Annotated in this window: 12 protein-coding genes and 2 tRNA genes; 4 read left to right on the top strand and 10 right to left on the bottom strand. The window is 64.6% G+C overall.

Annotated features, from left to right (window positions below):
- Genes P0D77_RS11080 through P0D77_RS11090 form a run of 3 tightly spaced genes read right to left on the bottom strand, consistent with a single transcriptional unit; the run spans position 1 to position 5,600 of the window.
- Positions 1–543: a DUF7287 family protein gene (locus tag P0D77_RS11080; RefSeq protein WP_277553135.1), complete on the bottom strand. Its 543-nt coding sequence runs from the start codon at positions 541–543 to the stop codon at positions 1–3.
- Positions 540–2,585, bottom strand: coding sequence for a type II secretion system F family protein (locus P0D77_RS11085; protein ID WP_277553136.1), 2,046 nt, complete (start codon positions 2,583–2,585; stop codon positions 540–542). Before P0D77_RS11085 ends, P0D77_RS11080 begins: the two co-directional genes overlap by 4 nt.
- Positions 2,586–5,600: a type II/IV secretion system ATPase subunit gene (locus P0D77_RS11090; protein ID WP_432764801.1), complete on the bottom strand. Its 3,015-nt coding sequence runs from the start codon at positions 5,598–5,600 to the stop codon at positions 2,586–2,588.
- Positions 5,601–5,864: 264 nt separating this feature from the next.
- Here P0D77_RS11090 and P0D77_RS11095 point away from each other — a divergent pair, with 264 nt between their 5' ends.
- Positions 5,865–6,590, top strand: a complete 726-nt coding sequence (locus tag P0D77_RS11095; RefSeq protein WP_277553138.1) for a hypothetical protein — start codon at positions 5,865–5,867, stop codon at positions 6,588–6,590.
- Positions 6,591–6,642: 52 nt separating this feature from the next.
- Here the strand turns inward: P0D77_RS11095 and P0D77_RS11100 are convergent.
- Positions 6,643–6,715, bottom strand: a tRNA-Arg gene (locus P0D77_RS11100).
- 57 nt (positions 6,716–6,772) lie between these two features.
- Positions 6,773–7,054: a Sec-independent protein translocase subunit TatA/TatB gene (locus P0D77_RS11105; protein WP_277553139.1), complete on the bottom strand. Its 282-nt coding sequence runs from the start codon at positions 7,052–7,054 to the stop codon at positions 6,773–6,775.
- A gap of 174 nt (positions 7,055–7,228) precedes the next feature.
- Between P0D77_RS11105 and P0D77_RS11110 the strand changes: the two genes are divergently transcribed.
- The 3 genes from P0D77_RS11110 (at position 7,229) to P0D77_RS11120 (ending at position 9,972) form a co-directional block, all read left to right on the top strand.
- Positions 7,229–7,396: a hypothetical protein gene (locus P0D77_RS11110; RefSeq protein WP_277553140.1), complete on the top strand. Its 168-nt coding sequence runs from the start codon at positions 7,229–7,231 to the stop codon at positions 7,394–7,396.
- 268 nt (positions 7,397–7,664) lie between these two features.
- Positions 7,665–8,549, top strand: coding sequence for an HD domain-containing protein (locus P0D77_RS11115; RefSeq protein WP_277553141.1), 885 nt, complete (start codon positions 7,665–7,667; stop codon positions 8,547–8,549).
- Between the two features lie 118 nt (positions 8,550–8,667).
- Complete coding sequence (locus P0D77_RS11120; RefSeq protein ID WP_277553142.1) at positions 8,668–9,972, top strand: MFS transporter; 1,305 nt, start codon at positions 8,668–8,670, stop codon at positions 9,970–9,972.
- Between the two features lie 52 nt (positions 9,973–10,024).
- Here the strand turns inward: P0D77_RS11120 and P0D77_RS11125 are convergent.
- From P0D77_RS11125 to P0D77_RS11145, 5 genes are all read right to left on the bottom strand, one after another.
- Positions 10,025–10,096 (bottom strand) — tRNA-Gly (locus tag P0D77_RS11125).
- 103 nt (positions 10,097–10,199) lie between these two features.
- Positions 10,200–11,279, bottom strand: coding sequence for an NAD(P)/FAD-dependent oxidoreductase (locus tag P0D77_RS11130; RefSeq protein WP_277553143.1), 1,080 nt, complete (start codon positions 11,277–11,279; stop codon positions 10,200–10,202).
- A 104-nt stretch (positions 11,280–11,383) separates the two neighbouring features.
- Positions 11,384–12,106 (bottom strand): class I SAM-dependent methyltransferase, encoded by a 723-nt coding sequence (locus tag P0D77_RS11135; protein WP_277553144.1) that lies wholly within the window; start codon positions 12,104–12,106, stop codon positions 11,384–11,386.
- Positions 12,106–14,241, bottom strand: coding sequence for a type II secretion system F family protein (locus tag P0D77_RS11140; RefSeq protein ID WP_277553145.1), 2,136 nt, complete (start codon positions 14,239–14,241; stop codon positions 12,106–12,108). The genes P0D77_RS11135 and P0D77_RS11140 overlap by 1 nt, the downstream gene beginning before the upstream one ends.
- A 3-nt stretch (positions 14,242–14,244) precedes the next feature.
- Positions 14,245–15,939 (bottom strand): type II/IV secretion system ATPase subunit, encoded by a 1,695-nt coding sequence (locus P0D77_RS11145; RefSeq protein WP_277553146.1) that lies wholly within the window; start codon positions 15,937–15,939, stop codon positions 14,245–14,247.
- Between the last annotated feature and the right edge of the window lie 34 nt (positions 15,940–15,973).

Genomic DNA, 15,973 nt, shown 5'->3' on the forward strand with positions numbered 1-15,973 from the left:
TCACCACACCCTCACGACGACGGTCGCGTCACGGCCGTCGAGCAGGACGGCCCGCTGTGAGACTGAGATATCGGCGCTCCCGGGCGGTTTCGGCCCGGCCGCGAGCGTCGTTCCGCCTACGCCAACGATTCCAGTGTCGTCTACGACGGTCACGTTCACCGTTCGAGCAGGCGAGCCAACAGCGAGTGCACCCTTCAGGTCGCTCGCGTCGGTGTCGTACCGACAGTCGCCAGAGATGTCTGGTCCGGTCGTGTTGAAGAAGCCGACCGTACACGTGGCGTTCAACACCGTTGGTCGAGTGGGGTCGTCGACGAGAAGGTCGTGTGCGAGGCGGTCGGCCGCGCGGTCGGAGACGACGACCGCGTCGGTCGCGTCGTTGGTGAACGGCGTCGTCAGCGACGGTGCGAACGCGAACACGAACGCGACCACGAGTAAGAACACGCTGATGCCGATGGCGTAGTCGATGGTCGTCTGCGCGCGGTCGGCCGAACCGTGCGGTGTCGTCGTCGCTGCGGTCTCCGAGGAGTCCACCGGTCGGCTCACGCCACCACCGCCCAGACGCCGAGTGCGACCGTCAGGAGGACGACGACGTACTTCATCCCCGAGATGATGTCGGCGCTGCGAATGTAGCCCGCGATGATGCCCGAGAGGATGGCCTGGATGGTCACTGCGTGGAAGAACAACACCGACAGGCGCTCGACGTTGACGCCGCCGGCGAAGCCACCGGAGCCGAGTCCGCCGCCGCCCGACGAGGCACCCGAAGAGCCTGCCTGCGCGGTCAGCCCCGCGAGGATGTCGAGGAAGCGGAGCTTCAGGATGGCCATCACCGCCAGCAGGGTGAGGTACGTCATCAGGATGATGGCGACCTGCATCCGCGTGCGCGATTTCCGCTCGCGCTCGATGTCGTCTTGGTTCTCCGAGGCCTGCGCCGCCGTCGTCAGGACGTCCGTGATCTGACTCGACGCCTGCTGTGCCTCCGAGATGAGTTTGACCGTCCGCGCCAGCCGCGGGATGTGGTACTTGTTGTTGAACTCGACGAGCGCCTCCCGCAGGCTCATCCCGTAGTTAACCTTCGCGTACATCACGTCGAACTCCTCGGCGAGTTTGCCCGTCGAGGTGTCCGCAGTCGACCGGATCGATTCGAGCAGCGTCTGCCCGGTGTCGTTGGCCGACGAGAGCTTTCGGAGGTTGTCCGAGAGCTTCCCGGTGATGCCGCCGCGACGGATCTGGTGCCACTCGTAGAAGACGACCAGCGGGATGAGCGTCAGGTACGCCGGGACGTACACCCAGATGAACGTCCCCCACACGGGAGCGTCGATGAACCCCTGGAACGAGGTCGGCGCACGACCCGAGAGGAGTGCGATCCCGACGAGGACCAACGCGGCCGGGACCGTCAACGCGAGCGTGTACAGCGGGTTGTCCCTGAAGAACACGTGCGGGGCCGCCAGCAGTTCACGCGTCTTGTAGTTGCCCTCGCGGGACTTGATCCGGTCGAACACGGAGAACTCCCCGGTGAACACCTCGACGAGGCCGAGGTGGAAGAGGCCCTCACGCTGTTCCTCGGCGAAGTGGTCGTCGACGCCGTCGGGGTCGAGGTAGCCGTCGCCGGGTTCGTCCTGTTTCACCGTCGAGACGAGGACGAGGAACCCCACGCCGATGAGCGGCGTGAGCGCGTAGACGGTCGCCGTCAGCAGGAAGTCCTGGCCCTGCCCGAGCATCGACATAATGACGAGGATGATGATGAGCAAGAGCGGGAACAGCGAGAGCGTCATGTACATCTCGCCGAACAACTCCAGCGTCTCCAGCGTCAACTCCTGCTGTTGTTTGGCCGTGCGCAGGTGTTTCTCCTTCTTATCGTAGAGGAACCGCTCCATATCACCGCCGGAGTTGATGATCGACAGCATGTCGGTGAGGAACTGCGCGAACTCCTCGCTGGGTGTCTCGATCGACTGTTGACGAACCGCGTTCCGGTAGTCGGTGCCGAAGTACGTCGTCTCTTGGACGATGCTCTGGAACTCGCGGGCGACTTCACCGTAGGTGTCGTCCGCCTGCGCCATCGCTTCGAGAATCTCCAACTGATTCAGCCCACCCACGGACAGGGCGTACATAAACGACACCGCGTCCGCGAGGAGCATATTGATCTCACGCTTGCGAGCGTCGGCGCGTTGGTACGGAATCGCCAGCAGCGTCCCGAACCCCAGTCCGAATCCGATACTCCCGAAGACGAGGCCGCTCACCAGCACCGCGGCGGGTTCGGTCAGCGCCTCCAACTGCGCGGCGGCCTGTTCAGAGCCGACCGGGATACCCAACCCAATCGCTTCGGCACTCACGATACCGAGCGCGAACAGTCCCCACCCGATGGTCATCCCGACGAGCCACAACACGAGGCCAGCCAGCACGCCGACCCCGAGTGCGCGCGAGACGTACAACTCGACCGGCTGGTTCATTCGCGCCTCGGTCAGTTTCTGTTCGACGGAACCGACGAAGTCGCCGTCCTCGTCGAAGAGTCGCTGGAACAGCGGGTAGAACGCGTCCGCGAACCCCTCGGCGTCGCCGAAGCTACTCGATCCCGTATCTAGGCTCATCTACTCGTCCTCCTCCGGCGACTCGACGTCGCCGAAGCCCCAGTCTTCGATCTCTTCTTCCTCGTCGTCCACCTCCTCGTCTTCGGGTTCCACGTCGTCGAACACGTCGTCGAAGGAGTCTGCCTCCGCGTGGTCGTCGCCAGCATCCCCGTCGGCCGCGTCGTCCGATTCGTCGAACTCGTCGACCGCGTCGAACGCGGCGTCGTCGTCGACGCCGCCGTCGGCGTCCGCCCGCTGTGACGACTCGTTCGGGGTGTCGATGTCCAGCGGGTCAGGACCGATTCCCTCGAAGGGGTCGTCGACGCCGTCAGCCTCTGCCAGGCGGTCGCCTGCGCCGGGTTCAGCCGGCACGTCGGAGCGCGGTTCGACCGTGCCGAGTGCGCTGGCGACGCTCGCCGTCCGCGACCCGCGGTACTCTTCGAGGATGGACTCGGCCTCTTCGAGGATGCGGGTCGCCTCCTCGGCTTGTGCGTCGGAGGGGTCGGGTCGGGGGACCATCTCCTCTTTGTCCTCGTCGACGTCGATGAGGACCGACTCCATCTCGCGGAGGTCGTCGAGACTCGCCTCCAGTCGCTCGTTCGCCATCAGCGAGAGGATGGTCTCGGGGTCGTTGATGAACGCCTGCAGCGTCGCCGCGACCTGCGTGTACGTGTTGAGGCCGCGGTCGATGAGGTACGCGAGCACCGCGCGGCGCTTGAGCAGTTCGTCGTTGAGCGTCGCCGCGTCCCAGCCGCGGTCGAACATAATCTCCTGGAGCGTGTTGGAGTCGCCCATGTGGAGGAACTCGTCCGTCTCCGCCTGCCACTGGTAGACGTCCTGGACGTTGATCTCGTCGTTCTCGGCGTCGTAGTGGTTGATCTCGGTGAGCGACTTGTTCCGGCGCACCTTGCTCCCCTGCACGCGCGTCTGCGTCTGGATGGAGACCAGGTCCAGCGCCGTGAACATCGTCTTCGAGACGTTGATCGGGTCGGTGGTGAACCGCTTGAGCACCTCGCCGACGTTGTCCGCGTGGAAGGTGGTGTAGGTGGTGTGTCCGGTCGACATGACCTGGAAGAGCGTTCGCCCCTCCTCACCACGGATCTCACCCATCACGATGTAGTCGGGGCGTTGCCGGAGTGCGGCTTCCAGCAGGTCGAACTCGTCGACGTCGCCGCCGTCGTCGTCCGCGAACGAGGGGCGAGTGACGGAGGCGATCCAGTTGCGCTGTGGCAGTTCCACCTCGCGCGTGTCCTCGATGGAGACGATCTTCGAGTTCGACGGAATGAACAGCGACACCGCGTTCAGGCTGGTCGTCTTCCCGGACGCCGTGCCGCCGGCGAAGATCAGGCTCTTGTGGTTCTCGATACACAGCCACAGGAACGCCATCTCGTCGAGGCTGAACGTCTTCCAGTTGATGAGGTCGATCGGCGTGAACGGGACGTCCTTGAACTGGCGAATGGTGTAGTTGGTCCCGTGGTCCGAGACTTCCTTCCCGAGCGTCAACTGTGCACGCGACCCGTCGGGGAGCGTGGCGTCTACCTGTGGGCGACGCTTGGAGATACCCTTCCCCGAGCGCTGGGCGAGTTTGACGACGAAGTCGTCGAGTTCCTTCTCGCCGTGGTAGACGTTGGTGATGATCTGTTCGTAGTCGGAGTGGTAGACGAACACCGGCGAGTTGTAGCCGTCGACGGAGATGTCCTCCACGTTGATGTCGTGTTTGATGCCGTCGATGCGCTCGTAACCGACGAAGTCGCGTTCGAGGTAGTACAGCGCCTTCAGGACGGTGTACTCGGTGAGCGTGTCGGCGTCGTCTTCGAGGACGGCAGGCTCTGGCCGGGCCGCGATGCCGTCGATCTGCCCGTCGGATTCGCGGGGCGTGACGCCTAACGCGCGGATGAGTCGCCCGGCAGCACCGTCGTCGTCGACGGCGACGCCGAACAGCTCGGCGAGTCTGTCGCCTAGTCCGGGCCCGGCTTCACGCTCGTAGAGGTCGTAGCGGTCAAGCAGTTGGTACGTCTCCTCTCGAATCGTCTGTCTGCGGTGGTCGTCGTCGGCCGCGACCTTCCCCTCGTCGGCGTACTTGATCGCCGAGCGGAGTTTCCCCTCGAGGAAGTCGAACAGGTCGAGTTCGATCCGGTTGCGGTACGGTTCGACGGCGTAGTACTTCTTCTCGTTCTCCTTGGTCGAGTGGAAGACGATGACGAACGAGTACGGTTCGTTCACCCAGTAGCGCTCAACCTCGCGGAAGTGCTGCTTCTTCGGCATCGGCACGGCCTTCTCCAGGTCGTAGCGATTCACGAGCGTCGTCGCGCCCGTCGCGTCGGTGAAGAACGCGTCTTCGTCGATGTCGTCTGCGATGTCCACCGTGCGCTCGTCGACGACCTCGTCGAGTTCGGGCGCACGCTTCGCGAGGTGGCCCAGCGTCTCCTCGACGCGGTTCGGGTCGAAGCCGAGTGCCTCGGCTTTGTCCTCGTCGGTGAACTCCAGCGGTTCCCCCTCCTCGTCCGTCGGCGGTTCGCCCTCGTCGTCGAGGAAGTACTCCTCACGGTAGTCGTCCCAGGTGTAGATGTCCTTCCAGACAGGCGTCTCGTCGTACGCGAGCAACGGGTGGCGGTCCGCGATGGACTCGCCTAACGCCCCGGCCCACCCGAACGTCGCCAGCACCTGCACGGGTTCCATCCCGAGTGCGTCTGCGACGACGTCGGTGACGCCGACAGCCTCCAAGTCCTCGGCTCTTACCGCGCGAATCTCGATCCGAACGACCTCCTCGCCGTTCTCGTCTTCCTCGGTCACTTCGACTTCGAGGCGGTCGGCGAGGTCGTCGGCAGCGTCTTCGTGTCCGTGGTCGCGGAGGAAGTCCGGCCACGTGTACCCCCCAACGACGACAGCGGTCTCCGTGTCCGCCTCGTCGCCGAAGCTCTCGTCGAACCCAGCATCAGCAGACACGTCTGCGTCGTCGGTAGCCATTGCCGAACGTGAGTCTGGGAACGGGGTTAAATATTCGCCCTCTATATCACTGGTGAGAAAACGTATCATAACCGATCCGACAAGATCGTAGATACTGCTTACTGACTACGTACGGTACGATTAACCAGTTAACATCTTTCTAACGATCACCTGAATACAGTGATCGTTCATATCGGAAGAATCCCGGCTGTTCCGCGAATCGATGGCCGTTTTTTGTATACGGTTGTTCAGTGCACGAATAGCGTATGAGAGCGGATCCGTGGCAGCGTCTGGTGCAAACGTGTCACTATGGATATGAGATTGGACGGCGACTGATCGGACGGAACAGCGTATATGGCATCAGCAACGAGCGGAGCAGCAGCGCGTATCGAACAGTCGCCCACCGGGGGCCGCTGGAACTACTTGACGGCCGGTGGGCTCGCGGCGTTGACCGAAGCGGCGCTGTACGTCCTCGGAATCGGCTACTTCCTCGTCGTCCTCGACTTCGCGAGTGCGACCACGCCGCTCCAGCAACTCGAACTGTTCGTCGCGAACGAGGCGACTCTGTCCGCGATGTACCTCCTCGTCTACGTCGTGTTCGGCGTGGTGTTGGTCCCCCTCGTGTTGACGCTGCACCACGATCTCTCGGCCGGTGCACGGATGGCGATGCAGGTGACGACCGCGTTCGGACTGATCTGGGCTGGGCTCGTCGTCGCCAGTGGGATGATCGCGACCCTCGCGACCGGCGTCGTCGTCGACCTCTACGGGACGGACCCGGCGCAAGCGACCACGGTGTGGCTGGCTATCAGCCCGGTCGTCGACGGACTGGGTGGCGGTAACGAGATCGTCGGCGGCATCTGGACGTTGCTCGTGAGTGTCGTCGCGTTACGGATGGGGGCGCTTCACCGCGTGGTGAACTACGTCGGCCTTGTCGTCGGGACGGCGGGGATTCTCTCGGCGGTCCCGGCGCTCGGCGAGGTCGGTGGCGCCATCTTCGGTCTCACGCAGATCGTCTGGTTCGTCGGTATCGGCGTCCTCCTCCTGCGTGCGAGTCGGCGGGAGACGGCGTCCGTGTCGTAGTAAACGCGACAGCGATGCGACGGGACTCACGCGAGCGAACGCAGTGAGCGAACGGGCGTGACGGGATTCGAACCCGCGATCTAGCGGTTAGGAACCGCTCGCCGTATCCGCTTGGCCACACGCCCCACTCACGGGGTGTGCGGCGTGAAATAAAAACCGTCCGGGGCCGTCGCCTGCGGGCCTCAGTTCTTCTCGGTGTCCGTCTCGACGTTCGTCTCCGTGTCGTCAGTCGTCGACGTCGTGTCGAACTCGTCGTCCTCCTCCTCCTCTCCGTCGCCCTGCATCGCCTGGAGTTCGTCCTCGACTTCTTCGCGGCCTTTCTTGAACTCGCCCATCGCCTGCCCGGTCGAGCGAGCGAGTTTCGGGATCTTGTTTGCGCCGAACAGCAGCACCAACACGAGCAGGATGATGAGCATCTCGGGCCCGCCCGGGATGGCACCGAACAGCGGTAGGGTTGTCAGCATCTCTACTCTCGGCTTACCCGGTCGCAATTATAGGCTTTTTGGACTCGACAGTATCGCAAGCACAGCGGCTGAGAACCCAACTGATCGGCAGAACAGCCGATATTCTGGGTCCTGGTCTTGTAGTCCTTTCGACAACCCTGGGGAACTAGCTGGTATCCAGAAGATGAGCGTCTGATGGCTACGTACGCCAGCGAGAGCGTCTGTGGGGCGCTTGGCTGTACCGAGGTACCTGCCGTTGTCGTTGAGATCCTTCGGATGGGCGAACGGACTGTCTGCGACGACCACGCGCGCAACGCGGTCGACCTCTGCGACCCGAATTTCACCCCTCGCGACAACTACTGAATGTGCTGGTGAAGGGGCAACAACGTAGAAACTGTTGACGGAATACTGAGGCCAGCGGGTGTATGTCAGAAGGCTTTGCTCGGGGGCCGCTGGCCTGAAGACTCACTCGTCGCGTAGCCACTTCGTTAGCCGAGTCATTCGACACACCACCACTTCCAACGCTTCCAGCAATTGTTCGCGATATCGCCAGACGCGTCGCCCGTCGACCCGCCGGTTCGCGATTCGCCACAGGGGACGAACTTTTGCGAGGGGCGGCCGACGGCAGTGTATGGACGACCAGACTACTGGCTCCCCGCTTCGTACCGACGGTGGGACCGCCACCGACGCAGACGAGTCAGTCATCAGAAAGTACGACCCGGACGGTGAACACCACTTCCCGGACGACCGCGTCAACGAGGTTCTCGCAGCCATCCAGACCGACCCGGAGATCAACACCTACCTCAGCGCACAGAACGTCAACGCGGTGACGCGGAAGGGGTACAACGACCACGGCTCGAAGCACATCGAGATCGTTCGCAACCGCGCGCTGCGCCTGTACGACCTCCTGAAACGCGGCGGCGTCGAGTTCAACGGCGCGACCGAACAGGGTCTCGACGAGGCGGACGAAGCGGTCATCGTCGCCCTCGCGGCGACGCTCCACGACATCGGCCACGTCGTCCACCGCGACGAACACGCCTACTACTCCATCCCCCTCGCCGCGGACGTCCTCGACCGCTTCCTCCAGCAGTTCGACTACTACGGTATCGAAGAACGCGTCCGGATCAAAGGCGAGACGCTCCACGCCATCCTCTGTCACCACACTGAGGAGACACCCCTGACGCGGGAGGCGGGCGTCATCCGCGTCGCGGACGCCCTCGACATGGAGCGCGGACGCTCGCGCATCCCCTACGAGAAGGGCGGACGCGGCATCAACACGCTCTCCTCGCGAGCGATCAGTACGGTCGAACTCAAGCCCGGCGACGAGGTGAACGGCCACAACGGCGACGCGATGCCCGTCCTCGTCGAAATCGAGATGGTCAACGCCGCCGGCGTCTACCAAGTCGACAACCTCCTGAAGGCGAAACTCCGCGACTCGCTCATTGAAGAGTTCGTCCGTATCGTCGCGCTCAACACGAAAGGCGACGACCAACTGGTCGAGCGGATCGAACTCTAAAGCGTCGCTGCGGTCGATCCCCACGCGTTCGGTCTGGTGCGTGCTGTGCTATTTCCCCACGTAGCCGGCCGCGATAATCGGGTTTAAGCACCGGCTGTGTGTTTCGATACGTAACACGGTGCAGTTCGGCAACTCCGTCGCGCTGTTGCGCGACAGGGAGTTCGCAGCCCTCTCGGGCACCGCGTTCGCCCGTAGTCAGGCGTATTCGACGCTGTTGATCGCACTCGCGTTGTACGCCGAGCAGTTCAACACGACCGGCACCGTCGAAGGACTGTTCGGGACGGCGTTTGCCGTCGTCCAGTTGCTCATCGTCCTCCCACTCGGCCGGAAGGTCGATACGGGCAACGCAAAGCGGTGGCTACTCTTCGGCCTCGCAGTCAACGTCGTCGTCTTCTTCGGGTTCATGCTCGTCGAGAGCGCCACCCACGTCATCCTCGTGCGGTTGTTGCAAGGCGTCGGCGCGTCTATCCTCTGGATCACCGGATCGACGGTCGTCGGACACATCGCACCCGACGACCAGAACGGCCGGTGGCTCGGGTCGTACAACCAGGTCGCGGCGTTCTCCAGTCTCGCTGGCGACGTGGTCGGCGGCTACCTCCTGTTCACGCGGGGGTTCACGTTCACCTACGTCATCCTCTCGCTGGTCACTATCGCCGCGTTCGTCCTCGTGTTCTTCAACCTCCGCGACGACCCCGGCGGCGGCACCGAGAACGACGCCGGCGGCGGCCTCGACACGCTGAAAGCGCTCCTCGATCTGCCGATGATCCGTGCGCTCGTCGTCTTCCGCCTCGCCTTCTCGGTCGGGAAGATGGCGGTTATCATCTTCCTCCCCATCCTCGCACGCACCGAGTTCGGGACGACGGCGTTCGCTATCGGCTGGATCCTCGCGGGCGGGAAACTCACCAAGTCCATCACGCAGGGGTACGTCGGCGACCTCTCCGACCGCTTCGGCAACAAGGAGTACTTCGTCGTCGCCGGGGCCCTGCTGTACGGCCTCGGGACCGCACTCATTCCGCTCAGTTACTACTTCGAGGGGACGGTTGACCCCGTCAGATTTGTCGCGTTCGGCGGGGAGCAAGTCCTCGGCGGCGCGTTCTTCAGCCTGTTCGCTGCGTATATGGTCCTCGGCGTCGCCGACTCCGTGCGCCTGCCAGCCTCGATGTCGCTGTTCGTCGAGGAGGGCGAACGCTACGACTCCGTCGCTTCGGCGATGAGCCTCCGCTCCATCTCGTGGAAAGTCGGACAAGTCGCAGGGCCGGTGGGTATCGGTGCCATCAAGGAGTACGTCTCTACGAGCGTCGCCTTCTACACCGCCGCGGGGTTCATCATCGTTGCCTCTGGCGTCTTCTGGGTCGTGTTCCGCAGGGCGTCGGCACGGGAGGCGGCGCTCGCGGACGTCGAAGCGGACGTGGCCGACGACTGAGCAGGCAGCGTCGTCGCCACAGGGGCTACTTGTCAGATGGCGTCGAGAGAAGTGCGCCGGCCGGGATTTGAACCCGGGTCGTTGGCTTGGAAGGCCAAAGTCATACCAGCTAGACCACCAGCGCACGCGTCACCGCGTTCCGCACGCGGAATGCATCCGACCGTATTCGGTCAAAGAATAAGGGTTTGCCGCTTCCGATTCGGCGACCCCGCTGCCCCCGCCTCGGTTCAGTCGTCAGCGGGTGCCTCGCCTTCCGCCTCCTCTGCCTCCGCGCGAGGACCAGCGGCGTGTCCCTCGTGCGCGACGGCAGTGGCCATCAACTCCGGCGAGATGGCCGGCACGTCGGACTTGGAAACGGGACCCAGTTCTGCGATGTCGTCGGTCGACCGCGGGAACGCACGCAGGTCCATGTGGATGGCGATGCCGCACTTCGCGCCCTCGCCCATCGCGACGGGAATCTGGTTGTGACCGGGCGTCAGGTCCCCCACGGCGTACACGCCGTCGACGGAGGTTCGGCCGTGGTCGTCGACGGCGACTTCCCCGGAGTCCTCACGTTCCAATCCGAGCGCATCGGCCAGTTCCGCGTGGTAGTCGGAGCCGTACATCGGGAACCCGCCCTTGTACTCGCGGACCGTCCCGTCGGCGAACTCGAACGACTCCAGCCAGCCGTCGTCGTCTTTGTTCATCCCAGTTATCTCCTCGTGGATGACGTCGACGGGATGGTTCTCCACCATCTCGGCGGTGTCGTCGGACCACGTCGGCTCTTCGCCGCGCGTCAGAATGTCCACCTCGTCGGTGAAGTTGAGCATAATCATCGCGACGTAGGCGGCCGAGTCGCCCGTGCCCATCACGTACACAGACTCGTCGACGAACATGTACGCGTCACAGTGGAGGCAGTAGTGGAGGCCCATCCCCGTCCGCGGCAGCGGTGGGTCCGGCCGCTCGTCGGAGAACCCCGTCGCGAGGACGACGCGGCGTGTCGTCACCTCGTCGTCGCCGGTGTCGACGCGGAAGCCCGCGTCGGCGTCGTCGCCGAGTGCCTCGATGTCTTCGACGAAGCCACGGCGGTACTCGCCGCCGTAACTCTGAACCTGTTCTTGGGCGGTCTGGAGGAACTCGTTGCCCGACACATCCTCGCTGACGCCGATGACGTTGTGCGTGTCGCGCATCATCGCCGCGCGGCCGCCACCGCGGTTGACGACGAGCGTGTCCAACCCAAGTCGGGTCGCGTACAGGGCGCTCGTCAGGCCTGCGGGGCCGCCGCCGACAACCGTCACGTCGTAGTCGAACTCGCCGTCGGTGTTCATCTACGAACGAGTAGGGCCTTCCATCAAATAAAAACGCGTCCGGTCGTGCGACCGTGGCATCCACCCGAGAAGGTGTGACACACCACGCGAACGCACCGTCGGCCTCACTCGGGCGCGACCACCGCGTAGCAGTTGCCGCTGGAGACGAACGACTCGACCGCTCGGAGGTCGCTCGCGGCGATGTCGGCGTCGAACTCCGCTGGTGCGTAGATGTGGTAGAAGCGTGGAACCGTCTCGCCGCCCGGGAGCGTCCAGTCGACCATCGTATCGAACCCCTCGTCGGCGTCTGCAGGGGCCTCGAAACGGTCGTGTGCGGTACTCCACGCGCTGACGAGCGCACGTCCCTCCGGACCCAACGCCGCCGCTAGCGCCGACAGCGAGGCGACTCGACGCTCGCGCGTTCGGAGGTGGTGCAACGCCGCGACGTACACCGCGAGGTCGGCGCTGTCGTCGCGAATCGGGAGCGAGGCGGCGTCGCCGGCGACGAACGAGACACCGTCGCTGTACCCGCGGTCGGCAGCACGCGCCTGTGCCTCTCGCAAGAGACCACGGCTCACGTCGACGCCGACGACGCGGTCGGCACACGCGCGCAACGGCTCGCAGTGGCGACCGTTGCCACAGCCGACGTCGAGTGCGACTGCACCGGTTCGCCCGTCGAGAAACGACTCCACCTCCGGCCACGCGTACTCTCGCGTCTTCGAGAAGTGGGCGGCGATGCGATCGTACGTCGCCGCGGTCGTCGTCGCCCCGTCGGCGTCCGTCGATTTGGTCGGGCCAGTCGGCGGCGACTCGGCTCCGTCGCTGTCGTCAGTCGTGTCTCGGGGCATCAGATGAACAGGAAGGTGACGTAGGTGAGTATCAACAGCACCGTCGCGTGTTTCACGCCGTCGCTGACGTTCCCCTCGCCTAACTGCCCGGCGATCAGTCCCGAGCAGAGTCCCTGTATCGCAGCCGCGTGATAGAACAACAGCAGGTACTGGTCGATGGGGACGTTCCCGATGTCCGTGATGAGGCCGGTGGAGACACCGCTTGGAACGCCGCCCGCGCCGGATGCAGACGCGAGTTGCGTCCCCTCGATGGCCGGGATGAACGCCACGGTCAACGCCACGATGATGCCGAGGAACACCAGAAACGAGATGTAGATGACCATCAGGTACGTCACCATCACCTGTCGACGCTCGCGGCGAAGCCGCCGCGTCGCCCGCGCCTCGTCGGCGGCGATTTCGAGCACCGGGGCGACGTCGCCGCTGGCCTCGATGGCGTTCGTGATCAGTGCGACCGCGCGAGACACCATCGGCGACCGGACCCGACGGCGCATCCGTTCGAGCGCGGTCGAGGCGTCCGCGCCCCACTGGATGTCTCGCCACGCGCGCTGCACCTCCGGCGTGAGCGCGTCCAGATCCGACCGCGTGAGTCGTTCGATGCTCTCGACGACGGTCATTCCCGCGTCGTTGATGCTCGCCATTCGGTCGAGGAAGTCGGGAACCGCCTGCTCCATCGACCGCAGGCGACGTTTGTGTATCTCGTAGGCGAGACCGTACGCGCCCAACACGAGCACCGCCGACTCGATGAGCGGCGAGTCGACCGCCCGTGCCAGTTCGAGCACGTCGAACGGCAGCGGCGTCGACCGATACCACACCCACGCCAGACCGATTGGAACGGTGATCGCCATCGTGTTCGCCGGGCGCTCCAGCAGCAGCGCCAGCGGCCGTTCCAGCGCCGCGAGGAGGTCCTCGATGCGGTCGTAGGCGGCCAGTCGCTCCCTGCGCTGGCTCCACTCGTCGGATGCAGCGGCGGAGACGTCGCCCCCCACTCCGCCGTCGGTCTGTGCTTTCGGCGGTCGTCCGGAACTGGCCGGTCGAACCCTCGATATCGCCGCCAACCGCGGGTCCTCGGGGTCGTGGTCGAGTTCGACCAGGTTCGTGTTCGACCGCGTGATGGAGTCGATGTAGACGACGAACCCGAAACTCGCCAGCGGGATGCCCAGGTACACGACCGCACGAAGCAACGGCAGCGTGTCGTCGAGGACGATGCCGATGACGACGAGGATGGTGATGAAGAACAGGGGGCCAGCGACGAGGACGGTCACGTACGCCTCTGCGAACGTCGAGACGAGTTCGAGATACTGATCCTGTCTGGACTCCGTCTCCTCTTGGAACTGTTCGTACTGGCCGTGGAGGAACTCCGAGAGGTTGCGCCCACTCCCGAGGACGGACGCGAGGTTCTCGCCGAACTCGGACATTGCATCCGACGGCGTCCGCGAGGACATTCGTTCGAGCGCGGTCAGCACGTCCGTCCCGAACGTGTTCATGTCGCGGACGGCGACGCCGAGTTCGCGGGCCGCCTCGCCGTAGACGCCCTCGTTGCGCGCGAGGGTGTTCAACACGACGGGGAACGCCATCCCCGACCGCGAGAGCGCGTAGACGAACGCGATCGTTCTGGGCAGAGTCGTGTCGATCTGTCCGCCGCGAGCGTACGCACGCTGGTCGAGTATCTGCCACCGGAGGAAGTACACCGCGACGGCGGACCCGGGACCGACCGTCGCCGACGAGACCAGCAAGAGGGGGAACAGTTCACCGACGGTGAGTTCGCCGATCCGAGTCAGGTCTGCGAGAAAGCCCAGTGCGGCCGGGAGTGCGTCGCGAATCGTCTCGCCGCCGACCCGCAACAGCGCGAGCGTCGCCGCGGCGACGTAGACGCCGAGGACGCTCCCGGCGACACCGAGCGCACCCGCGTAAAACAGCGTTTGCGAGGCGTACACGCGGTGGGTGACGGTGACGTGAGCGGCCTGGAGTCTGCTCCGCTGTTCGCGCTTTCGCGGGCTCTCGTTGGCGACGTAGTCGCCGAACAGGCCGACGGCCGCGCGAGTGACGACGAGGTTCGCCCCGTCGTGAACCAACGCCGCGACGACGCCCGCGACGACCACCAGCGCGGCCACCAACGGCAGGTACGACAGCACCATCGATCAGGACTCCGCGCCGCCACCGACGGCGGCCCGGTCGTCGTCTCCGTCTCCCGATCCGGATGCGTTCACCGCCTCGTCGGCCGCTTCCGCCGATTCGATCCGGTCCATCACACGGTCGGCGTCGGCGTAGTACTCGTTGACCAGCGCGGTGAACTGCCGGTAGTCGGTCACGTCGTGGTCGTGGAGGTGGCTCAAGAATCGACGGCGCTTGCGCATCTCCTCTAGCAACTCCGAACGGCTCCACCCTCGTTCGTCTTGGATCTCGTCGAGGAGCGCGGAGTCGCGGCGGCGGAACGTGTCCGACCCTGCCTGCCACTTGAACACCGACGAGTAGTCGAGTTCGCCAGTTCGCTGGTCGACGCCACCGATCTCACCGATCGTCTTGGCCCGGCGGACACGCTGGCCGTCGAACCGCGTCAGCGTCTGGATCGACAGCATATCCAGCGAGCGAACCATCGCTCGCGGCACGTTGATCGGTTCGTTCTCCAAGCGATTGATCACCGTCTCGATGGAGTCGGCGTGCATCGTCGAGAACGTGGTGTGGCCGGTGTTCATCGCCTGGAACAGCGTCAGCGCCTCTTCGCCGCGCACCTCGCCGACGACGATGTACTCGGGGCGGTGGCGCAGCGCCGACCGCAACAGGTCGTACATATCGATGTCGGCTCCCTCACCCATTCGTTCGCGTGTCACCGACGACAGCCAGTTGTCGTGGTACAGCGACAGTTCGCGGGTGTCCTCGATGGTGAGCACCTTCGATCGGGGTGGGATGAACATCGACACTGCGTTCATCGAGGTGGTCTTCCCCGAGGCGGTGCCGCCCGCGAAGATGAGGCTCTTGTTGTGCTCGATGCACAGCCAGAAGTACGCCATCTGCTCGACCGAGAAGGTGCCGTACTCGATGAGATCGATGGGCGTCAGCGGTTCCTCGGCGTACTGCCGGATGGTGAACGCCGACCCGCGCGGGGTGACCTCCTTCCCGAGCGCCAGTTCCGCCCGCGACCCGTCGGGGAGCGTCGTCTCGACGATGGGGTCGCCGACGGAGATGTGCCGCCCGGACTGCTGTGCGAGTCTGATGACGTAGTTGTCGAGTTCGTCCGGGCCGAACGTGACGTTCGTCTCGATGTCGGTGTAGGTGTCGTGGTAGACGAAGATGGGGAGGTCGTAGCCGTCACAGGAGATGTCCTCGATGTGCCGGTCGGACAACAGTGGGTCAACCTTCCCGAACCCGCGGAAATCCCGGCGCAGGTAGTACGACAGTGTGTGGAACGTGTCCATCGACACCTCGATGCCGTACTGTTCGAGGAGCGACTGCAACTCCTCGCGAAGCGTCTCCTCGTCGGCGCGTTCGACGTCGCCGCGGTACAGGAGGGGGTCGCGAATGTCGTCGACGACGCGGTGGAGCAAGTCGAGTTCGAACTCGTCGAGTTCCGGTTCGACGACGTGGTACACGTGGTTGTCGTCGTCCGTATCGTACGTGATGACGACGTACGCGTACGGCGCGTTCACCCAGTAGCGTTCGATTTCCTCGTGGCCGCTGGGTGGGTCGAACGTCGCGAGTGGGCCGTCCGCTCCCGGTTCGAACGGCTGTACGTCGATGGTTGACCCGCGGAGGACTTCGATCGTGCGCGAGATCCGACGCTGGAGGGCCGACAGGCGACTCTCGGTTGCCCTGGACTCGGCTGTGTCCCCCGACATAACGTAGTACCGGTCGTAGGGAACTCCGGTACTT

The organism is Halobaculum limi (genome assembly GCF_029490015.1).
Lineage (GTDB): Archaea > Halobacteriota > Halobacteria > Halobacteriales > Haloferacaceae > Halobaculum > Halobaculum limi.